Annotated in this window: 19 protein-coding genes; 11 read left to right on the forward strand and 8 right to left on the reverse strand. The window is 66.2% G+C overall.

Annotated features, from left to right (window positions below):
* From VNW74_RS00325 to VNW74_RS00335, 3 genes are all read left to right on the forward strand, one after another.
* A partial coding sequence (locus tag VNW74_RS00325; RefSeq protein ID WP_325674616.1) for a DUF5996 family protein occupies positions 1-213 on the forward strand: 213 nt, incomplete at its 5' end.
* A gap of 60 nt (positions 214-273) precedes the next feature.
* Positions 274-1,254 (forward strand): phosphotriesterase-related protein, encoded by a 981-nt coding sequence (locus tag VNW74_RS00330; protein WP_325674617.1) that lies wholly within the window; start codon positions 274-276, stop codon positions 1,252-1,254.
* The gene (locus tag VNW74_RS00335) at positions 1,251-2,723 is read left to right on the forward strand and encodes an AMP-binding protein (protein WP_325674618.1); all 1,473 of its coding nucleotides are present in this window, start codon (positions 1,251-1,253) and stop codon (positions 2,721-2,723) included. The genes VNW74_RS00330 and VNW74_RS00335 overlap by 4 nt, the downstream gene beginning before the upstream one ends.
* Here VNW74_RS00335 and VNW74_RS00340 read toward each other — a convergent pair.
* Complete coding sequence (locus tag VNW74_RS00340; RefSeq protein ID WP_325674619.1) at positions 2,689-3,882, reverse strand: acyltransferase; 1,194 nt, start codon at positions 3,880-3,882, stop codon at positions 2,689-2,691. The genes VNW74_RS00335 and VNW74_RS00340 overlap by 35 nt on opposite strands.
* A gap of 210 nt (positions 3,883-4,092) precedes the next feature.
* Between VNW74_RS00340 and VNW74_RS00345 the strand changes: the two genes are divergently transcribed.
* A complete protein-coding gene (locus VNW74_RS00345) occupies positions 4,093-5,355 on the forward strand; it encodes a DUF3068 domain-containing protein (RefSeq protein WP_325674620.1) in 1,263 nt (420 codons plus the stop codon).
* A gap of 141 nt (positions 5,356-5,496) precedes the next feature.
* Positions 5,497-7,239: a hypothetical protein gene (locus VNW74_RS00350; protein ID WP_325674638.1), complete on the forward strand. Its 1,743-nt coding sequence runs from the start codon at positions 5,497-5,499 to the stop codon at positions 7,237-7,239.
* A 139-nt stretch (positions 7,240-7,378) separates the two neighbouring features.
* Here the strand turns inward: VNW74_RS00350 and VNW74_RS00355 are convergent, their stop codons facing one another.
* Entirely contained in the window at positions 7,379-8,533 is a 1,155-nt protein-coding gene (locus VNW74_RS00355; protein ID WP_325674621.1) for a glycosyltransferase family 4 protein, read from the reverse strand.
* A gap of 34 nt (positions 8,534-8,567) precedes the next feature.
* Between VNW74_RS00355 and VNW74_RS00360 the strand changes: the two genes are divergently transcribed.
* Together VNW74_RS00360 and VNW74_RS00365 are read left to right on the forward strand one after the other, a co-directional pair.
* A complete protein-coding gene (locus tag VNW74_RS00360) occupies positions 8,568-9,335 on the forward strand; it encodes a class I SAM-dependent methyltransferase (protein ID WP_325674622.1) in 768 nt (255 codons plus the stop codon).
* Positions 9,336-9,449: 114 nt separating this feature from the next.
* Positions 9,450-10,919, forward strand: coding sequence for an aldehyde dehydrogenase (locus VNW74_RS00365; RefSeq protein ID WP_325674623.1), 1,470 nt, complete (start codon positions 9,450-9,452; stop codon positions 10,917-10,919).
* Between the two features lie 83 nt (positions 10,920-11,002).
* Here VNW74_RS00365 and VNW74_RS00370 read toward each other — a convergent pair whose 3' ends face one another.
* Both VNW74_RS00370 and VNW74_RS00375 read right to left on the reverse strand, forming a co-directional pair.
* The gene (locus tag VNW74_RS00370) at positions 11,003-12,838 is read right to left on the reverse strand and encodes an acyl-CoA dehydrogenase (protein WP_325674624.1); all 1,836 of its coding nucleotides are present in this window, start codon (positions 12,836-12,838) and stop codon (positions 11,003-11,005) included.
* Between the two features lie 42 nt (positions 12,839-12,880).
* Positions 12,881-13,702, reverse strand: coding sequence for a crotonase/enoyl-CoA hydratase family protein (locus VNW74_RS00375; protein WP_325674625.1), 822 nt, complete (start codon positions 13,700-13,702; stop codon positions 12,881-12,883).
* A gap of 232 nt (positions 13,703-13,934) precedes the next feature.
* Between VNW74_RS00375 and VNW74_RS00380 the strand changes: the two genes are divergently transcribed.
* Together VNW74_RS00380 and VNW74_RS00385 are read left to right on the forward strand one after the other, a co-directional pair.
* The gene (locus VNW74_RS00380; protein ID WP_325674626.1) at positions 13,935-14,081 is read left to right on the forward strand and encodes a hypothetical protein; all 147 of its coding nucleotides are present in this window, start codon (positions 13,935-13,937) and stop codon (positions 14,079-14,081) included.
* A 28-nt stretch (positions 14,082-14,109) separates the two neighbouring features.
* The gene (locus tag VNW74_RS00385; RefSeq protein WP_414686566.1) at positions 14,110-14,742 is read left to right on the forward strand and encodes a TetR/AcrR family transcriptional regulator; all 633 of its coding nucleotides are present in this window, start codon (positions 14,110-14,112) and stop codon (positions 14,740-14,742) included.
* An 87-nt stretch (positions 14,743-14,829) separates the two neighbouring features.
* Here the strand turns inward: VNW74_RS00385 and VNW74_RS00390 are convergent, their stop codons facing one another.
* The 3 genes from VNW74_RS00390 to VNW74_RS00400 all read right to left on the reverse strand — a co-directional run bounded on the left by VNW74_RS00390 (position 14,830) and on the right by VNW74_RS00400 (position 17,561).
* Positions 14,830-15,126 carry a hypothetical protein gene (locus VNW74_RS00390; protein ID WP_325674628.1) on the reverse strand — a complete coding sequence of 99 codons (297 nt, stop codon included), beginning with the start codon at positions 15,124-15,126 and terminating at the stop codon, positions 14,830-14,832.
* Between the two features lie 13 nt (positions 15,127-15,139).
* A complete protein-coding gene (locus tag VNW74_RS00395; protein ID WP_325674629.1) occupies positions 15,140-16,639 on the reverse strand; it encodes a fatty acid--CoA ligase family protein in 1,500 nt (499 codons plus the stop codon).
* Positions 16,640-16,772: 133 nt separating this feature from the next.
* On the reverse strand, positions 16,773-17,561 hold the full coding sequence (locus VNW74_RS00400) for a crotonase/enoyl-CoA hydratase family protein (RefSeq protein ID WP_325674639.1): 789 nt from the start codon (positions 17,559-17,561) through the stop codon (positions 16,773-16,775).
* Between the two features lie 155 nt (positions 17,562-17,716).
* Between VNW74_RS00400 and VNW74_RS00405 the strand changes: the two genes are divergently transcribed.
* Both VNW74_RS00405 and fadD12 read left to right on the forward strand, forming a co-directional pair.
* Positions 17,717-18,523: a 1-acyl-sn-glycerol-3-phosphate acyltransferase gene (locus VNW74_RS00405; RefSeq protein ID WP_325674630.1), complete on the forward strand. Its 807-nt coding sequence runs from the start codon at positions 17,717-17,719 to the stop codon at positions 18,521-18,523.
* 8 nt (positions 18,524-18,531) lie between these two features.
* The gene (fadD12, locus tag VNW74_RS00410) at positions 18,532-20,145 is read left to right on the forward strand and encodes an acyl-CoA ligase FadD12 (RefSeq protein ID WP_325674631.1); all 1,614 of its coding nucleotides are present in this window, start codon (positions 18,532-18,534) and stop codon (positions 20,143-20,145) included.
* On the opposite strand, the gene VNW74_RS00415 is transcribed toward fadD12, so the two are convergent.
* Positions 20,142-21,560 carry a wax ester/triacylglycerol synthase family O-acyltransferase gene (locus VNW74_RS00415; protein ID WP_325674632.1) on the reverse strand — a complete coding sequence of 473 codons (1,419 nt, stop codon included), beginning with the start codon at positions 21,558-21,560 and terminating at the stop codon, positions 20,142-20,144. The two genes, fadD12 and VNW74_RS00415, sit on opposite strands and share 4 nt — an antisense overlap.
* Positions 21,561-21,578 lie beyond the last annotated feature (18 nt).

A 21,578-nucleotide genomic window follows, 5' to 3' on the forward strand; every position in this document is an offset into this window, starting at 1 on the left:
TATTCGGTGCGGCCCGCAGAGGCCCACTACAGCAAGGAGCATGGCGAGTTTCTCCTTCCGTACGAGGTGGTGCGGCAGGCAGCCGATCCTGACGAGGTGCTGCTGGCATTTTTGCAGGACAGCTACGAAGCGGAGGCGGTCCGCGCCGGCTGGGACCGTAGCGCGCTCGAATGCGACCCGGATCGCTGGAAGGCGTATCAAACCCGGGCATGACTACCACCGGTCCGGCGAAGCCCGTCATGCGCGAGCAGTAGAGCACCTAACATCGGGCGCATGTCGCTACTGAATACCGCTCACGGACCGATCAATACCGCCGACATCGGCGTCACTCTCATGCACGAGCACGTGTTCATCATGACCAGCGAGATTGCCCAGAACTACCCGGAAGCGTGGGGCGACGAAGAGGCACGGATAGCTGACGCCGTCACCCGGCTCAACGAGCTCAAGTCGCGCGGAGTGGACACCATCGTCGACCTCACCGTGATCGGGCTGGGCCGCTACATCCCGCGCATCGCCCGGGTGGCCGCGGAGACGGAACTGAACATCGTCGTCGCGACCGGCTTGTACACCTACAACGATGTCCCCTTCCGGTTCCACTACGAGGGACCGGGCGCGATGCTGGGCGGCCCGGAGATCATGACAGACATGTTCGTCCGCGACATCGAACAGGGCATCGCCGACACCGGCATCAAGGCCGGGATCCTCAAATGCGCCACCGACGAGCCCGGCATCACCCCCGGCGTGGAACGGGTGCTGCGCGCGGTGGCCCAGGCGCACAAGCGCACCGGCGTGCCGATCTCCACGCACACCCACGCGGGGCTGCGGCGCGGGCTCGAGCAACAGCGCATCTTCGAAGAGGAAGGCGTCGACCTGAGCCGGGTGATCATCGGCCATTCGGGTGACAGCACCGACGTCGGCTACCTGGAGGAGCTCATCGCCCCCGGTTCCTATCTGGGGATGGACCGGTTCGGTCTCGACATGCTCTTACCGTTCGAGGAGCGGGTCGGCATCGTGGCGACGATGTGCGAGCGCGGGCACGCCGACAAGATGGTGCTCTCGCACGACGCCAATTGCTACTTCGACGCGCTGCCCGAGGATCTGGTGCCGCAGATGGCGCCGAACTGGCATTACCTGCACATCCACAACGACGTGATCCCAGCATTGAAGGAACGCGGCGTGACCGACGAACAGCTGCACACCATGCTCGTGGACAACCCGCGACGCATCTTTGAGCGACAGGGCGCCTACTCGTGACCCAGAGTGAGCCGGTCCCGCCGATCGGCACCCGGATTTCGGCGCTGGCCGAGCTTGCCCCCGACGAGCCGGCGGTTACCTGCGACGGACGCACGCTGACCCGCGGCGAACTGGACCGCTCGACGAACCGGCTGGCGCGCGCGTACGCGGATCGCGGCGTCGGCGTGGGTGACTACGTGACGATTGTGCTGCCCAACTCCGTCGAATGGGTGCAGGCCGCGGTGGCGTGCTGGAAGCTGGGCGCGGTGCCTCAGCCGCTGTCCCCGCGCCTGCCGGACGCCGAGTTCGAGGACCTGCTGGAACTGCGGCCCCGCGCGCTGCTCGTCGGACGGGACCACCCCGGAACACCCAGCGTGCCAGCGGGTTTCGTGCCGGATCCGGCGTTGTCAGACGGCCCGCTGCCCGAAGCGGTGTCACCGTGCTGGAAGTCGATGGCGTCGGGCGGCAGCACGGGGCGGCCCAAGCTCATCGAGGCCGGCGGCGACAGCCGGCTTCCGCCGGCGTTCGGGTACGCCCTGGGTGCGCAGGAAGGCGATACCACTCTGGTTCCGGTGCCGCTGACCCACAACACCGGCTTCACCAGCGCGACGATCGCGCTGATGATGCGCAATCACCTGGTGCTGATGAGCCGGTTCGACCCGCACGAGTTGCTCCGGCTGATCACCGAGCATCGCCCCCAGCTCGTCACCACGGTGCCGACGATCATGCAGCGGGCGCTGCCGGTCTATCGTGCCGATCCGGGGTCCTATGACCTGTCGTCGATCCGGCGGTTCTGGCACCTGGGTGCACCGTGCCCGCCGGCGATCAAGGAGGCGTGGATCGAACTGCTGGCTCCCGAAAATATCTGGGAGCTGTACGGCGGCACCGAACTTCAGGCGCTGACCATTATCTCCGGAGACCAGTGGCTGACCCACCGCGGCTCGGTCGGCATGGTTGTCAGCGGGGAGATGAAGGTTCTCGACGATGATGGGAATCCCTGCCCGCCCGGTGTGGTCGGCGAGATCTACATGCGGCCCAGTCCCGGCAGCTCGCCGACGTACCGGTACATCGGCACGAGGGCGAAATCCCGCGACGGCTGGGACTCGTTGGGCGACCTCGGCTATTTCGACGAGGACGGATTCTTGTACCTGTCCGACCGCCGGGTCGACATGTTCACCGTCGGCGGCCGCAACGTCTACCCGGCCGAGATCGAGAATGCCCTGTCGGCACACCCGGATGTGCTGTCCTGCCTGGTTGTCGGTGTACCTCATGAGGACCTGGGCCAGGTGCCGTACGCATTGGTTCAGGCGGGGTCGGCGCTGGATGAGCAGACAGTGCAGGCGTTTCTGCGCGACCGGATCGCCGGCTACAAGGTGCCGCCCACTGTCGAGTTCGTCGACACCCCGTTACGCGACGACGCCGGCAAGGCGCGCCGCTCGGCGGTCCGCGCCGACATCATGGCGCGATTGCGTCTTCTTGACGCGGGCTGACGGCGCTGTCGAGCGTGGGCGCGCGCTGTTGCTTTCTGCGAGATTCCCAGCGCCGCAATGCTTCTCGACATGGCGATTCGACGAGCGCATAGCTCACCGCGGCGATGGCAATCGCGAAGATCAGCGTCAGCACCAGCACCTCGGGCATGTGGCCCCTGAAGGAGAATTCGCCGATCACCGGAAACACCATGGTCAACGCCGCAAGATGCCAGATGAAGATGCCGTAGGACCAGCGTCCCAGCGTCACCATCGGCCTAGTGCCCAAAAGCCGATGGCCGGTGTGCGGCCGGTCCAGCACCAGCGGCGCCACCAGGCCCGCCGCCACCAGCGCACCCATCGCGGTCTTCACCGTGAACTGCGTGGCGCTGCTCGGGACCAACCCCGCGGGCCCGGCCAGCGGTGAGGCGGCCACCAGATAAGCCGCCACCGCGACGACGGCCATCAGCACCCGGCGTCGGGCGAGCCGATGCGCCCATCCGAGCGGGCTGTACACCCACTCCGCGAGCAGCATCCCCGCAGCGAACCAGGAGAAGAATGCCGGTGGCCAGTTCAGCGGATTGAGCCCGGCCGCAGCGGCGAAGGGAATCCAGCCCCAAAACCAGCTGGCGACACCGAGAGCCGCGATCGCGGGCACCCGGCCGCGCACCGGCAGCCGGGCCGCCAGCACTACAAGGATCGGTAATGCCAGATAGAAAGTGACCTCCACCGAAAGGCTCCACATCTGGGTGAGCCCGTGTGTCAACGTCAGCGGCACATACACCTGCGTGAGCGAGAGATTCGCCAGCCACACCGTCAGGCTCGGGTGATCGGCGTCCGGCAGCAGGGTCAGGATCACCACGACGGCCACCAGGTACGCAGGCATGATCCGCACCACCCGCGATCGCAGGTAATGACCGGTCGGCGGGCGCGACCCCAGACCGCGCGCCGCCGCGGCATGTCCGCGCCACAACAAAAATCCCGACAACGCGAAGAACACCGCGACCGCCAGATCGAAGCGACCGAACAGCCGACCGTCGACCCCACCGGAGTGCCCGGTCTGAAATGCGACGTGGGTGACGACGACGCCGATCGCCGCGCATGCCCGCATTCCTTCCACCGCCGGCAGGAAACTACGAGTTCCCCCCACCTGCTGGGCGTCACCATCGTCAGTGCGGGCCATGACGACAGTCTGCCCGCGACGGTGTACCCGACCAACCGGGCACACCCCGTTTACCCACGGTTATCGTCGCAAGGGGACATGAACTGCGACCTTAAATAATGCTGTTAGGGTCGAACGAGTTTTGCTTCGCTGGCCCCAGGTCGGGGCGGTCGCGACGGGCGGCTGTTTGGTGTCCCGAACCGAGTGAGACCAGAAGGAGGTCACGGCGACGTGAACCGAGCAGTCATGCTGCGGATGGCCGCGTGCGGGATCATGGGACTCGGAGCCGCCTTGCTCGTCGCCGCGCTGTTGCTGTGGACCTACACCAGCAGCAGGATCACCAAGATCCCGCTCAACCTGGATGCCACGTTGATCGGTGAGGGCACCGGCACCGCGCTGGACCCAGCGTCCTTGAATAGTCAGAAGCTGGTCGTCGATCACAACGTGCCGCTGGTATCCCAAGAACAGGTCGACGTCGAATCGCCCGCCAACGCCGACGTCGTCACACTGCAAGTGGGTAGCTCGGTTCGACGCAGCGACAAGCAAAAAGACACTGGCCTGCTGCTCGCACTCGTCGACACCGTCACCCTCAACCGCAAAACCGCGATGGCGGTGTCCGATGACACCCATCCCGGCGGGGCCGTCCAGAAACCGCGCGGATTCCACGACGAAAACCCACCCACCAATATCGCGTTGCCGCACGACGGACTGTCCTACCGATTCCCCTTCCACACTGAGAAGAGGACGTATTTGTATTTCGACCCGATCGCGCAGAAGGCGTTCGACGCCAACTACAGCGGAGAGGAAGACGTCAACGGCTTGACCACCTATCGGTTCACCCAAGACGTCGGCTACGACGCCGACGGCAAACTGGCCGAGCCGATCAAGTACCCGTCGCTGTATGCCAACGACGAGGACAGCAAGGTGACGGCCACCGCGGCGACATGGGACGTGCCCGGAGACCCGGACGACAAGATCACCATGACCCGCTACTACGCGGCGCAGCGAACCTTCTGGGTGGACCCGGAGTCGGGGACCATCGTCAAAGAAGACGACCACGCCAATCACTACTTTGCCCGCGACCCGCTAAAGCCTGAGGTGACGATGGTCGACTACAAAGTCACCTCCAACGAGGAGACCATCGAGTCGCAGGTGAATGCCGCGCGCAACGAGCGCGACCGACTGGCGTTGTGGTCCCGGGTCCTGCCGATCAGCTTCACCGCGTCCGGCGTGATCGCGCTGATCGGCGGCCTGCTGCTCGGCTCATTTAGCCTGCGGACCGAGGCAACCCTGCTCGACCCCGGGCTGGACACCGCGGATCACGGCTTCTTCGGCCGCGGCGAACCGCCGGTCGAACGAGTATCCGGCGCTGAGGCCGAGACCGAGAAGCTGCCGACGCCGCCGAGCGACCTGCAGCGGGAGTCGGGGCCACCCGGCGCGGGTCCGCCGAGTTCGGGAAGCCCGCCGACTTCGGGCCCGCCCGATCGGTCCTAGCCGGGCGACGATGCAGCCGGAACGGCTGAAGAGAAGCCCGGCCATCAAACCGAGCCGGGCGACGATGCAGCCGGAACGGCTGAAGAGAAGCCCGGCCATCAAACCGAGCCGGGCCGCGTGAGGCCGGTACCTCGCTGGGTTCTGCAGTCGTCTCGTCCCGGGTACGCACTGGCGTTGGCGCTGCTGGTGACTGCGCCGCTGATCAGCCCGGGATACCTGCTGCTGCGCGACGCGGTGTCCACGCCGCGGTCGTATCTGTCCGACACCGCGCTCGGGCTGATGTCGCCTCCGCGGGCGACGCCGCAGGATTTCGCCATCGCGTTGGCATCGCACTGCGTCGACGGCGGCATCGTGGTGAAGGCGTTGCTCGTCGCGGGGCTGTGGCTGGCGGGTTGGGGTGCCGCCCGGATGGTCGCCATGGTGTTGCCGGAAGCCGGCGCCAGCGGCCAGTTTGTCGCGATCACGCTGGCGATTTGGAATCCGTATGTCGGTGAACGGCTGCTACAGGGCCATTGGAGCCTGCTGCTCGGCTATGGCTGCCTGCCCTGGGTGGCGACGACCGTGCTGGCGCTGCGATCGACCGACCGGCCTGTCTGGTCAGACCTCTTCGGGCTGATGTTCTGGATCGCGCTGGCCGGACTGACCCCGACCGGGTTGATCCTTGCGGCCGTGGTCGGACTGGTTTGCGTCGCTGTCCCTGTTGGGGGCCCGGGGGCGCCCAGGCCGCGTTGGATGTGCGCCGCCGTCATGTTGGGCACGGCCCTGGTGGCGGCACTGCCGTGGTTGACGGTCGCGGCACTGGGCTTGTCATCGGCCGACCGTATTTGGGCGCGGACCCCGGACGTTGCGGCGTTCGCCGCCCGCGCCGAGCCCGGTCTGGGCACGCTCGGCAGCTTGGCCAGCCTGGGCGGGATCTGGAACGGCGAGGCCGTACCGGCCTCGCGGGCAACACTTTTCGCAGTGCTGTCGGCCGGGGTGCTATTTGCCGTGGTGATCATCGGGCTACCGGCGCTGGTGCGCTGCCGTGCGGCGGTGCCTCTGGTGTTGCTGGCAGCGGTGTCCGTGGTGGTACCCGCCGCATTGGCCACCGGGCCGGGCCTATCCGCGCTGCACGCGATGGTCGAGGCCGCGCCCGGCCTGGGCGTGCTGCGCGACGGGCAGAAGTGGGTGGCGCTGGCGATGCCCGGATACGCGCTGGCCGGCGCCGGCGCGGTGCTGACGTTGCGGCGTTGGCTTGGTTTTTCGGGGCCGGCGGTTCCCGCGCTGGTGTGCTGTGCGGCGTTGCTGCTCGCACTTCCCGACTTGGCGTGGGGCGTAGCAGGGAAAGTCGAGCCGGTGCACTACCCGACCGACTGGACAGCCGTCGCGGCGCTGATCAACCGCGATCCCGGGGAGGTCGCGGTGTTGCCGGCCGACACCATGCGGCAGTTCGTCTGGTCCGGGCGGGCGCCGGTCCTCGATCCGCTGCCGCGCTGGGTGCGCGCCGACGTACTGATGACCGGCGACCTGATCATTTCGGGTGTGACGATTCCCGGTGAGGGAGACCGGGAGCACCGGGTGCAGCGGCTGCTGTTGGCCGGTGCCGACCCGGTTGCGCTTCGCCGTGATGGCGTGCGATGGCTGGTGGTCGAAGTGGGCACGCCCGGCGATATGGGCTCGGCAGCAAGGACATTCGAGCGCCTGCCGGTGGCCTATCGCGGGCAGGACCTGGTGCTGTATCGGGTCGGCGGCACCTCAGCAGGCGTACCCGCCGATCGTCGACTGCTCGCGATGATCGCACACCTGGTGTGGTTGGCGACGCTGATCGGCGGAGCTTTGGGTACGACGGTGGTTACCTGGCGTCAGGATGCCCAGCGGGGCCCACGGCCCGACAGACACACCTGACAAAGTTGAGATGTCGTTAATCGACAAGACTCATGCAACGCAAGCTCTGGACTGTCTCCGAACAGCTCACCGGCGTGCCTACCCGATCTGAGCAAATAGCTGCCGGGGCGCTTTCAATGTGAAAGCAAGATGCTAAGCGCTACGCCACTCCGCTGACGCGATCGCCGTCCATCACCGACTCGAGCACGGCGCGCATCGCGTCGGCGCTTTGCGGCCAAGAGAATTCGGCGCTGCGCGCTTGCGCCTTGGCACCGAGCTGATCACGCAGCACCGGATCGTCCAGTAGCTGCTGAAGTCGATTCACCAACTCCGTACGGCTGTCGACCAGCATCCCGGTAACCCCGTCGATGATCGAATCGGCCAGTCCACCGGAAGATCGGTATCCGATGGTGGGCACCGCATGCTGCCCGGCCTCGACCACCGCCAAACCCCAACCCTCTTTGCGGGAGGGCAGCACGTGCACCCAAGACTGTTGCATCACATGGTGTTTGGTGACGTCGTCAATATGCCCGTGGAATGTCACCGCGTCGCTGATGCCAAGCGACGCCGCGTGGTCGACCAAGCGCCGCGACCACCATCCGCCGCCGACGATATCGAGATGCAGCCCGGGAATCGATGGCCGCAACCGGGCCACCGCAGCTAGCGCGTCCTCGATCTGCTTGTGTGGTACCAGCCGGGACAACACCAACACCCGCGGGGTGGCCGCCCGCGGGCCACCCAAGGACGCCTCGGGCGCTTCGTCAAGGCCGTTGCGCACCAGCGCGATTCGCTCGTCACCGACACCCAGGCCGACCAGGTCACGGGCCGACGGCAGTGAAACCGTGACGTACTGATTACGGCGGTGCAGCCTCGGCGACAACCGCGACTCGACGAACCAGCCCAGCCGACCCAGCACCCGCCCGGCCACCGGCCACTGTTCCCGATGGCAGTGATGCACCAAGATCGCTACCCGCCGCCCGTAGACCAACCGCGCCAGAAACGGCAAACCATTCTGGGTGTCAACGACCACATCCGGGCGAACCCGCCGCAGCGGCCCCACCCCCAAACGCGCCGCCGCCATCGCCAACAGCGCCCACACGTAGACCGAATACCGCCCGCCTGCGCGGCTGATCCGCACGCCGTCGATCACTTCCCGCCGCGCCGCGCCGGCGTAGCGGGCGGTGCGCAGTGTGACGCTGACGCCGGACGCGGCCAGTTGAGCGCCGATGCGCTGCAGGTAGGTTTCACTGCCGCCGCCCTGCGGGTGCCCGATATCGCGCCAGCTCAGCAGCAAGACGGAGCGAAGGTCAGACATGGTTTGCCAGCCTAGCGGGCCGTAGGGTTGGCCGGTGGCCGTGACTGATCTGTTCGCGCGCCGAGCGACCCTGTCCCGATCGGTGCGGCTGCTGTCAGAGTTCCGCTACGAGCAGCCGGATCCGGCCCGGTTTTACCGCACGCTGGCAACCGACACTGTGGCCATGGTGAGCGATCTCTGGCGGTCGGTCCACGGCGAGTCTGCGTCTGGTCGCACGCTGCTCGACGTCGGCGGCGGCCCCGGTTATTTCGCCGCCGCATTCGCCGATGCCGGTGTCCGCTACATCGGCGTGGAACCGGACTCGAGCGAAATGCATTCGGCTGGAACGTCTTTGCCACGGGCAACGGACACATTCGTCCGAGCGTCCGGCATGGCGCTGCCGTTCGCCGATGACTCGGTGGATATCTGCCTGTCGTCCAACGTTGCCGAGCACGTACCGCGACCCTGGCAGCTCGGCGGCGAAATGCTGCGGGTGACCAAGCCAGGCGGCCTCGCGGTGCTGTCCTACACGGTCTGGCTCGGTCCGTTCGGCGGCCACGAAATGGGCCTCACGCACTACCTGGGCGGAGCCCGGGCCGCTGCGCGTTATGCGCGCAAGCACGGCCATCCGGCCAAAAACAACTACGGCTCGTCGTTGTTCGCGGTGTCGGTGGCGGACGGCCTGAATTGGGCGGCGAGCACCGGCGCGCTGGTTTCCGCGTTCCCGCGCTACCACCCCAGATGGGCGTGGTGGCTGACGACGATACCGGTGATACGTGAGTTCCTGGTGAGCAATTTGGTGCTGGTGCTGCGACCGCAATGAGGCCGTAGTGCCTGTTGACTGAAACGTGTTCTCGTTTTGCGATCGGCTGGGTAGGGTGGCGCTCAGGCCACCGGCGATGATGCAGAGCCGGAGCGATGAGGAGGAACGGCGCAAATGACCGACTTTAAGACGGAATACGACAAGCTTTTCATCGGCGGCAAATGGACTGAGCCGTCGACCTCCGAGGTCATCGAGGTGCATTGCCCGGCCACCGGCGAATACGTCGGGAAGGTGCCGATGGCGACTGCGGCCGACGTGGACGCCGCCGTCGCGGCGGCGCGCGCGGCCTTCGACAACGGCCCCTGGCCGAGCACGCCACCGAAAGAGCGTGCGGCCGTCATCGCCAATGCGCTCAAACTGCTGGAGGAGCACAAGGACGGTTTCACCAAGCTGCTCGGCCTCGAGACTGGCCAGCCGCCGATCTCCGTCGAGACGATGCAGTGGATGAGTGGGATCGGGGCGCTGAACTTCTTCGCCGGCCCCGCCGTCGACCAGGTCAAATGGCAAGAGACCCGCAATGGCGGCTACGGGCAGACCATCGTCCACCGCGAGCCGATCGGCGTGGTGGGCGCGATCGTGGCGTGGAACGTGCCGCTGTTCCTGGCGATCAACAAGCTCGGTCCGGCGTTGCTGGCCGGGTGCACGGTGGTGCTCAAGCCGGCCGCTGAAACCCCCTTGAGCACAAACGCTTTGGCGGAAGTGTTCGCCGAGGCCGGACTTCCCGAGGGCGTGCTGTCGGTGGTGCCCGGCGGCATCGAGACCGGCCAGGCGCTGACGTCCAATCGCGACGTCGACATCTTCTCCTTCACCGGCAGTTCGGCCGTCGGCAAGGAAATCGGCCGCCGCGCGGCGGAGATGCTCAAGCCGTGCACGCTGGAACTCGGCGGCAAATCGGCGGCCATCGTCCTCGACGATGTCGACCTGGCCGCTGCGATCCCGATGCTGGTGTTCTCCGGAATCATGAACACCGGGCAGGCCTGCGTGGCCCAGACCCGCATCCTGGCGCCACGCTCGCGATACGACGAAATCGTAGACGCGGTTAGCGCTTTCGTGCAGGCGCTGCCGGTCGGGACGCCGTCTGACCCGGCGGCCCAGCTCGGATCGCTCATCTCCGAGAAGCAGCGCGCCCGGGTCGAGGGCTACATCGCCAAGGGCGTCGAGGAGGGCGCGCGGCTGGTGTGCGGCGGCGGCCGCCCCGAAGGCCTGGACAGCGGTTTCTTCGTCGAACCGACGGTGTTTGCCGACGTCGACAACAAGATGACGATCGCCCAGGAGGAGATCTTCGGACCGGTGCTGAGCATCATCCCCTACGACACCGAGGAAGACGCGATCAAGATCGCCAACGACTCGGCCTACGGACTGGCCGGTAGCGTGTGGACAACCAATGTGCCACGGGGCATCGAGATCTCGGAGCAGATCCGCACGGGGACGTACGCGATCAACTGGTATGCCTTCGACCCCTGCTGTCCGTTCGGCGGCTACAAGAACTCCGGCATCGGCCGGGAGAACGGACCGGAAGGCGTCGAGCACTTCACCCTGCAGAAGAGCGTGCTGATGCCGATGGGTTACACCGTCGACAGCTAGCGGCCGCCTTCCCTCGAGTGTGCGGCCAGCCGCACATTCGCGCCCGAGCGTGCGGCTGGCCGCACAGTCGAGCTACCAGCCGATCAGAACGCCTCTTCGCGCAGATCCATGACCGCTAGGTCGACATTTGCGGCGATCCCGCGATCAGCGGTCAGCCGCGGGAGCACGTTCTTGACGAAAAAGTTTGCTGCAGCGACTTTTCCGCAATAAAACGCCCGGTCGGCCGATGTCGGGTCGCGATCGAGCGCCGCCAGCGCGATCTCCGCGTGGCGGAGCAACAGCCATCCGATCAGCAGATCGCCGACGGCGAGCAGGAAGGGCACCGACTCCAAGCCCACTCGATAGAGTTCGCGGGAGCTCTGCTGAGAGTCGACCAGGTATCCGGTCATGGTGTTGACCCAGGCTTGCAGGTCGTCGACTGCGGTGGCCAGCTGCGAACGGGCGTCGGCGAGTTCGGGGCGGGCATCGTCACTGTCGATGAACGACTCGATCTGGGCGACCAGATGTTGAAGCGCCACACCGTGATCGCGGACGATCTTGCGGAAGAAGAAGTCCTGCGCCTGGATCGCCGTGGTGCCCTCGTAGAGGCTGTCGATCTTCGCGTCGCGGATGTACTGCTCGATCGGGTAATCCTGCAGGAAGCCGGATCCACCAAAGGTTTGCAGCGATTCGGTCAAAGTCTGATAGGCCCGCTCGGAGCCCACGCCCTTCACGATCGGCAGCAGCAGATCGTTGACCCGTTCCGCCAACGCAGCGTCGGCGCCCGATACGACGGCGGCCGCCGCCGGGTCCTGGTGGGCGGCGGTGTAGAGATACAGCGCGCGCAGGCCTTCGGCGTAGGACTTCTGCATCATCAACGCTCGGCGCACATCAGGGTGGTGCAAGATGGTGACCCGCGGCGCCCTCTTGTCGGTCATCTGGGTGAGGTCGGCTCCCTGGACCCGAGTCTTGGCGTATTCCAATGCATTCAGGTAACCCGTCGACAACGTCGCAATGGCCTTGGTACCTACCATCATTCGCGCATACTCGATGATCTTGAACATTTGCGCGATCCCGTTGTGGCTGTCGCCGACCAGCCATCCCTTCGCCGGGACTCCGTGCTGGCCGAATGTCAGTTCACACGTGGCCGAAACCTTCAGGCCCATTTTGTGTTCCAGCCCGGTGACGAATACCCCGTTGCGCTCGCCCGGTTCGCCGGTCTCGGGGTCGAGCAGGAATTTGGGTACCAGAAATAGGCTCAATCCCTTGGTACCGGGCGAGGCGCCCTCGGGCCGGGCCAGTGCAAGGTGCAGGATGTTCTCGAACAGGTCGTCGGTGTCGCCGTTGGTGATGAATCGCTTGACGCCGTCGATGTGCCATGTGCCGTCGCCCTGGTCGATCGCCTTGGTGCGGCCGGCCCCGACGTCGGAACCGGCGTCGGGTTCTGTGAGCACCATGGTGGCGCCCCAGTTGCGGTCGATCGCCATCGATGCCCAGTGCCGTTGCTGCTCATTGCCAATGCCATAGAGGATGTTCGCCATAAACGGCCCGGCCAAGAACATGAACACCGGCGGGTTGGCGCCGAGCACCAACTCGTTGATTGCCCATTGCACGATCGACGGCGCCGGCACACCGCCGACGTCTTCGTTGAGCCCGACCCGGAACCACTCGCCGTCGCGCCACGCACTCAGCGACTTCTTGAACGGTTCGGGCAGGCTCACGACATGGGTGTCGGGGTCGAACGTCGGCGGATGCCGGTCGCCGTCGGCAAACGACTCGGCCACCGGCCCCTCGGCCAACCGGGCTGCCTCGGAAAGCATCTCCCGCACCGATTCGACGTCCAGGTCGCCGAACGCTTCGTCGGCCAGCACCTGCTCCAAGCCCAGCGTTTCGAACAGGTTGAATTCCAGGTCGCGCACATTGCTCTTGTAATGGCCCATGGCTAACGCCTTCCACGATCCGCTGGGCCGAGCCTAACGCGGTTAGCGGCCCTGGAATCGCGCTTGGCGCCGCTCGACGAACGATTGCACGCCTTCGGCAGCGTCGGCGGTGGCGAATAGGGCCGCCACATCCGGTCGTAGCCGCGCTATGGCAGCTGCGTCGCCCTGATCGCGGGCCAGATGCGCTGACGCCAGCGTGGCGCGCACGGCAAGCGGCGCGGCGCGCTGCGCGATGGTGTGGGCGATCTCGCGGGCGCGCGCCAGGGCGGCCGCGGCGTCATCGGCCACCTCTTGGACCAGACCGATCCGGTGCGCCTCGGCGGCGTCGAACTCGTCGCCAGTGAGCAGCCAGCGCATGGCGTTGCCCCATCCGGCCTCGCGGGGCAGTCGCAGGGTGGCGCCACCGAAGGGATAGATGCCGCGCTGCACCTCGAGCTGCGCGAACCGGGTGCCCGTCGCCGCGATGCGGACATCGGCGGCCAGCAGCAGCTCGATGCCCAGGGTCATGCACCAGCCATGCGCTACCGCGATCAGCGGCGTGGTCCAGGAGCCGTCTAGACGCCACGGGTCCCGTCCGTCGGCTGGCAGCGGCAGGTCGCCGGAGGCGATATTGGGACCGACGTCGACAAGGTCCAGACCGCCGGTGAAGTGCTCGCCGTGCGCGAAGAGCACACCGACGCGCACCGACGCATCCGACTCGAGCAGGCCGTGGGCGCGGGCCAGGTCGGTGAGCATCGCCTGATTGAAAGCATTCCTTTTCTGCGGCCGGTTCAGGCCGATCAGCAAGACGTGTCCGTCCCGCTCCAATGTCACGGTGTCCAGGGCCGGCAGGACCGGCGCGTTGTCGGGTGGGGTGTTGGCCATCGGCACAGTCAAGCGCAGCGGCGAGAATTATGCAATGGAGCATAATTCTCGCCGCGTTACGCTCCCGCCCCGCCAGACCCTTGACAGGTCCAAATGAGGGCACTTGCAGGGATTGCCGCCTATCGGACAGCCGTTGATTTGCGTATCTTACGGCTGTCTTATATGGTCCATAGCATAATCGTGGGTTGGTTGATACGGCGCACGACGGGACCAGATAGCCCAGGAGAAGATCATGTTGATCGTTGAGTTCAATCTCGCCGGCTACCACTTCACCCGGGAGATTCCCGACCTTCGCCGCAAGTCGTTGCGGTCCGTGCGGTTCGATCGACGTGCCATGCACTGGCGAATTCCGCACCTCCGCGACCCGCACGCTGCGTGACGGCCGGACGGTAAAGGGAAGCACGACCATGTCGTTGACAACGCGGCCGACGCCTGCCCGCAGCAAGCGCGGGAATACCCGAACAAATATGCTGATCAGCGCCGCCGAGGTGATGCGTGAACGCGGCGCCGCGGGCGTGACCATCGACGAGGTGCTCACCCGCAGCGGCGCACCCCGTGGCTCGGTCTACTACCACTTTCCCGACGGCCGCAATCAAATCGTCGCCGAGGCGCTCCGGTATGCCGGGGACGCGATCACCGCCGACATCGACGACGCCGCCGGGCGGGGTGCGAAAGTGCTGTTGCGGCAGTTCGTCAAATTCTGGGAAGGCGCGCTGGTTGATAGCGATTTCAACGCCGGCTGTCCCGTGGTGGCCGCGGCGATCGGCTGCGCCGATGACGAAGTCCGGTTGGCCGCCGAGGCTGGACGGATTTTCGCCCACTGGCGCACGGCGCTGACGCGCGCGTTTGTCGCCGACGGCTTCCTCGAGCCGGATGCCGACTCGCTGGCGGTAATGTCGATCGCCGCACTGGAAGGCGCCGTCGTGCTTTGCCGCTCCACACGCAGTGCCGACCCGCTGGGAAAAGTCCACGATCAGCTCGAATTCCTGGTTAAAGCAAGGGAATTCGTCCGCCGCAACGGACTGGCCGAGCGCCAGTAGCGACGAAAAGACGTAAAAGCCCCACGCGGTTTAGCAGGGGCTTTTGCGTCTGGTGGCCGGGCAGGGCCCGGCGAACACCGCTGGAGGTCAGTCGCTGGCCGGCAGCGGTTTGGCTTCCTTGAGGCTGAGCGCGGTCCCGCCGACAGCCAGGGTTCCAGCACCCGCCTTGGTAACCAGTACCTCGGCACCGGTCTCGTCCACGTAGCGCTTGCCCATCACGTTGCCGTCGGCGAAGCCCGGATCCAGTTCACCGGAACGCTCGGCATCTAACGCCACCATCGGTGCGCCGCCACAGCGCAAATCGTCGAGGCTGTCCGCGCTTCGGACGACGATGACCTGGGTGTCGCACACCTGGCTGGCCAGGCGGGTTCCGTTCTTGATCATGATGTTTGGTTCCTTACTGCTCGGCTGGAGCGGCACGAAGCTCGTCGACAATTTCGCGGCGTAGCACCTTGCCTGTCGCATTGGTGGGCAGCTCGTCGCGAAAGACTACTCGGTCGGGGGTGCGCGAACCCCGCAAGCTCTTGCGGACGTGCTCACGCAGCTCCTCGGGATCGGGGTCGGCGCCGGCCGCCGGCACCACCACCGCAACGATCGCCTGCCCCCACTGCGGATCGTCGACGCCGACCACGGCGACGTCATGCACATGGGCGTGCTCGATCAGCACGTCCTCCAGCTCGGCGGGCGCGATGTTCTCGCCGCCCCGGATGATGGTGTCGTCGCTGCGCCCCCCGATGAACAGGTAGCCAGCTTCGTCGAGGGTGGCGATGTCTCTGGTCGGGAACCACCCGTCGGCGTCGAGCACCGAACCGATCCCGGTGTAGCGGCCGGAGACCTGGTCGCCCCGAACGAACAACTCACCGGTCTCCCCGGCTTCCAGCAAGGTGCCGTTCTCGTCGCGGATCTGGACCTCGACGCCGGGCACCGGTTGCCCGACCGAACCCAACCGCTTGACGGCCGCGGGATCCGCAGCGGCCTGCGCCTGGCGGTGATCCTCCGGGGTGAGCACGGCGATCGTCGAACTCGTCTCGGTCAAACCGTAGGCATTGACGAAACCGACGTCGGGCAGCAGCTCAAGGGCCCGGCGGACCAGCGGCAGGCCGACTTTCGAGCCGCCGTAGGCCAGGTTGCGCAGCGACGGCAGTTCATGATCGCCGCCCCCCAGCACGGTGACGATGCGGTCGAGCATGGTGGGCACCACGGTCGCGGTGGTGACGTGCTCGGCGTTGATCAGCCGGACCCATTCCTGCGGATCGAACGTGGGCAAGTAGACCATCTTGCGGCCGGCGTACAGGTTCGACAGCGCCGCGCTGACCCCCGCGATGTGATACGGCGGCACGCAAATCAGCGCCGCGTCGGTCGGCTCGGCCGACTCGAATTCGACCGATCCGGTGATGTAACTCGTCAGGTTGTTGTGCGTGAGTTCGACGGCCTTGGGTTGCGACGTGGTGCCCGACGTGAACAGCACGATCGCCACCGCGTCCGGGTCGGCAAACTCCGCTGCCGGCTCCGCGTCACTCGCCGCCGCCAAGAACTCGTCGGAATCGATGACGTGCTGACCGGCGTCACCCAGCATCTCGCGATAGCGGCTGTCGACGATGACCAGCGGTTCGGGCAGCCGCCGGATCAGCGCTTGAATGCCTTCCGCGGAGAGTCGGTAGTTGATCGGCGTAAAGGCCAGCCCGGCCCGCGCCGACGCGAAGATCAGCAGCGGGAGCATCGCGCCGCCGGTGCCGACGTAGACGACATGGTTGGCGTCCGATCCCGCGATGATGCCGGCACCGCCGTCGGCGAGATCGCTGAGCTGCTGCGTCGTCAGCCGGGTGTCCCCCGAGACGATGGCCGTGCGGTCGGGATTGCTCGACACGGCCATCTCGAGAAGTAACGAAACGCTCATCCTCGGACTTTCTTTCGTTGCACCCGTTACAAAGGCCGCAAGAAGTGTCATGCCCCGCCTGGGCTTAGTTTAGATTATGCAACTATCTGCCGATCGGGGGTGGCCCGTCGCCGGAGCATTCCGCTGATCGCGGTCAGGTGCCGGTCCAGCGGGCGGGACGCTTCTCGGCGAACGCGATCGCGCCTTCCTTGGCGTCGTTGGACGAGAACACCGGCATCAGGATCTTGTTCTGCTCGGCGAACCTGGTCTCAGGAGTCCATCCGCGCGACTCGACGATGATCTGCTTGGTGGCGGCCACCGCGAGCGGCCCGTTGGCGGTGATCTTCTCGGCCAAGGCGATCGCCGCATCCAGCGCGCCCCCGGGCTCGGCCAGCACATTGACCATGCCCAGCGCATGGGCTCGCTCGGCCGTGAAGTTTTCCCCGGTCAGCGCCAACTCCATCGCGATGGCAGGCGGGATGCGCTCCGGCAGCCGCAGCAGTCCCCCGCCCCCGGCGACCAGGCCGCGTTTGACCTCGGGAATGCCGAACGCCGCGTCTCTGGATGCCACGATCAGGTCGGTGGCCAGGGCCAGCTCGGTGCCGCCGGCCAGCGCGTAGCCTTCGACGGCGGCGATCAGCGGCTTGACCGGTGGACGCTCGGTAAAGCCCATGCCCCGGCCCTTGACGATGGGAACCTCGCCGCGAGCAAACGCTTTGAGATCCATTCCGGCGCAGAACGAGCCACCCGCACCGGTCAAGATGCCCACCGACAGGCCCTGGTCTTCGTCAAGCCGGTCCACAGCATCGGCTAGACCTCTGGCCACGGCGGCGTTGACCGCATTCTTGGCCTTCGGCCTGTTGATGGTGATGATCAGGATCCGGTCCCGCTGCTCGACGAGGACCTCGGGTTCGCTGTTGGCGGCGTCTTCAGTGCTCACAATGGTGTCGCGCTCCTGTTGAAGTTCATTGACGGGTGTCGAGGAGATGGTATCGAGCGGCCCCGAACGGTCCGCGAGGAGAGCACGTGGGAGACGCTGGGTTACGATCACAGCCGACATCACAGCCCAAATCCGCGCTGAGATCCCAGGGGAATGCGTTGGCAGCAATCGACATCGAACCTACCGAGATTTCCAAGTGGGACCCCGGGCTCACCGAACGCGTGATGGGGTGGATCCGTCCGCTAATCAAGGCTTACCACCGCGCCGAGGTGCGCGGGCTGGATTCCTTCCCAGCGGGCGGCGCACTCGTGGTGTCCAATCACTCCGGTGGATTGTTCCCGATGGACGTTCCGGTGTTCGCCTCCGGTTTCTACGAGAAGTTCGGGTATGACCGGCCCGTCTACACGCTGAGCCACGACGTCATCTTCACCGGCCCGACCGCCGAGTTCTTCGTCCGCACCGGCTTCATTCGCGCCAACCACGAAAATGCCGACGAGGCACTGCGATCCGGCGGTGTGGTCGTGGTGTTTCCGGGCGGCGATTACGACGTTTACCGACCGACGCTGGCCGAGAACATCATTGATTTCGACGGCCGCACCGGATACATCCGGGCTGCGCTGAACGCCGGCGTTCCGATCGTGCCCGCCGTCGCCATCGGCGGTCAGGAGAGCCAGCTCTACCTGTCCCGCGGCACGGGATTGGCCAAGGCGCTGCGGTTGGACAAGCTGATGCGGGTGAAGATCCTGCCGATCTCGGTGGGCTTCCCGTTCGGTCTGTCTGCGGTGGTGCCGGTCAACGTGCCGCTGCCGACCAAGATCGTGATGCAGGTGCTGGAGCCGATCGACGTGGTGGGCGAGTTCGGCGAGGAGCCCGACATCGACGCGGTCGATGCCCACGTCCGCCGCGTCATGCAGAAGGCGCTCAACACGTTGGCCAAAGAGCGTCGCCTTCCGGTCATCGGCTAGTAGCGCCGATGGCACCGCTCGGCCTGCTCGCAACCATGGTCCGCGCGGGAATCATCGCACCGCTGCGACCTGACAAGTATCTACGCATCGCCGCGGTGGCGCGCCGCGAAGGTCTTTCCGTCACAAGCGGATTCGCGATGTCAGCGCAACGTTGCCCGAACCGTCCGGCGCTGATCGACGAGCTCGGGACACTGACCTACCGTCAGCTCGACCAGCGCGGCGATGCGTTGGCTGTTGCGCTGCACGGCTTGCCCGGCGGCACACCGGAAGTCGTTGCCATCATGTGCCGCAACCACCGCGGCTTCGTCGAGGCGTTGTTGGCGGCCAACCGAATCGGCGCCGACGTGCTACTGCTGAACACCTCGTTCGCCGGCCCGGCGCTGGCCGACGTGGTCAATCGCGAAGGCGCGGATGCGGTGATCTACGACGAAGAGTTCACCGACTCGGTAGACCGTGCGCTGGTCGACAAACCCAACACCACCCGGATCGTCGCCTGGACCGACCACCCTGAGACCCACGACACCACCGTTGAGAAGCTGATCGCCGCTCACACCGGCGAGCGGCCCGCAAAGGCAGACCGCAAGGGCAAACTGATTCTGCTGACGTCGGGAACCACCGGTAACCCCAAGGGCGCCAAGCACTCCGGCGGTGGTGCGACCGAACTCCAAGCGATCCTCGACCGGGTACCGTGGCACACCGAGGAAACGACGGTGGTGGTGGCGCCGATGTTTCACGCGTGGGGCTTTTCGCAGCTGGTTTTCGCCGCGTCGCTGGGCTGCACGGTGGCGACGCGGCGCAAGTTCGACCCGGAGGCCACCCTCGAACTCATCGACCGCCACCAGGCGAGCGGCCTGTGCGTGGTGCCGGTGATGTTCGACCGGATCATGGACCTGCCCGACGAGGTCCGCCGTCGCTACAGTGGTCGTTCGCTGCGATTCGCCACCGCTTCGGGGTCTCGGATGCGTCCCGACGTCGTCACCCGCTTTATGGACGAGTTCGGCGACATCATCTACAACAACTACAACGCCACCGAGGCCGGCATGATCGCCACCGCGACGCCCACCGACCTGCGGGCCGCACCCGACACCGCGGGTAAACCGGCCAGCGGCACCGAGATTCGGATCCTCGACAGCGAGCTTCGCCCGGTGCCTACCGGCGAGGTCGGTCAGATCTTCGTGCGCAACTCCAACCGCTTCGACGGCTACACCTCCGGCACGGGCAAGAACTTCCACCAGGGCTTCATGGCATCGGGTGATGTGGGGCGCCTGGATGAGGCCGGGCGGCTGTATGTGGTCGGGCGCGACGACGAGATGATCGTCTCCGGCGGTGAAAACGTCTATCCGATAGAGGTCGAAAAGACCTTGACGGCTCACCCCGATGTCGCCGAAGCCGCGGTGTTGGGAGTCGACGATGAAGACTACGGCCAACGGCTGGCGGCCTTCGTGGTGCTGACGCCGGCTGCTGACCCTTCGAAGGCCACCGGCGACCGCCTCAAGCAGCATGTCCGCGACAACCTGGCCAATTACAAGGTGCCTCGGGAGATCGTCGTGCTCGACGAGCTGCCACGCAGCAGCACCGGCAAGATCGTCCGTCGTGACCTGCTGGCCCGTCTAGATGGCTAGGCCTGCGCCATCGCGGTCTCGATGACCGTCAATTTCTCGGAAAGCCCTGCGGCGCGGCGGATTTCGATGAACTCAGCGATGACGGCATCGGTTAACTCGTGCGGGTCGTCGACAGTGGCGCCGTCGGAAAGCACCGAGACGTTGAGCTGGTCGACGTAACTCCACACGGTGATGTTCAGGCCGCTGCCGGCAGTCAACGGTCCCACCGAATAGATCTCGGTGACCAGTGCGCCGCCGACCCGCCCGTGTTCACGCGGACCTGGAACGTTGGAGATCGGCAGGTTCAGCACCTTGTTCTGGCCGTCGCGGTTCGCCAGCCAGCGGAACATCGATTCCGACGGCCCCGGCGGAAAGTAGGCCGCCCACCGGCTGACCAGTTCCGGCCCGAGCAGCTGGTGGCTCTCCTTGGCGTCGACGGCGTAGTCGTGGGTGCGCCGCACCCGCTCAAGCGGGTCGTCGAGGTCGGACGGCAGTGCCACCAGCATCCCGGTGAAGTAATTCCCCGAGATTCGGTCGGGCGAGAAGTCGAAGCTCACCGGCACCGAGGCCAGCAGCGGGTGATCGGCCTTACCGTCATAGCGCAGCAGCAGTTTGCGCAACGCACCCGCGGACAGCGCCAGCACCATGTCGTTGATCGTGGCGCCGAGCGCCTTACCGGTCTCCTTGATATCGGCCAGCGCCAAGGTCGCGGTGGCAAATCTGCGCTCGGGGGTCAGCATGTGATTCATGAATGTCGGCGGCGGGGTGAACGGCCGGGTCAGCTCCGGTGACAGCTTGCGCGTGCTGCGGCGTACCCGGTTAATCCCCTGCGCGGTGTAGGCGACGGTCCGTGGGATCCGCCCGATGTGGCGCACATGATCAGCGAACGCCGACCGAACCAGCTCGCCGGTGGACGGATCGGGGTCGGCCGCGAACCGGGTCCGGCCGGACTGCGGGCCGGGCGCCAGATCCATGCCGCGCGCCAGCAGATTCGCCGCGGCCACCCCGTCGGCCAGCGCGTGGTGGATCTTGCCGACCACCGCAATCCGACCATCGGCCAGCCCCTCGACGAAGTACATCTCCCACAACGGGTGATCACGGTCCAGCGGCGTGCTGGCGATTTCTCCGATCGCCTCATCGAGCTCGCGACGACCGCCCGGGGGGCGCACTTGCCACGGCCGCACGTGGTAGGTCAGGTCGACATCGCAATTTTCCCGCCACATCGGGTGATGCAGCTTGAGCGGGATGTCAACGAGCTGATAGCGAAACGGCTCCAGCTTGTACAACCGACCGTCAATGACCCGGCGGAACGCGTCGATGTCGAAGTCGCGACGGTCGCGATCCAACTCGATCACAGCGACTTTGAGGGTATGCATGTGCACGTTCGGTGTCTCGCTGTAGAGCAACACCGCATCCCAGCCGCTCAGCCTTTTCACCTGCACACTCCGCGGTTT

The sequence above is a fragment of the Mycobacterium sp. genome (assembly GCF_035570115.1).
Classification (GTDB): domain Bacteria; phylum Actinomycetota; class Actinomycetes; order Mycobacteriales; family Mycobacteriaceae; genus Mycobacterium.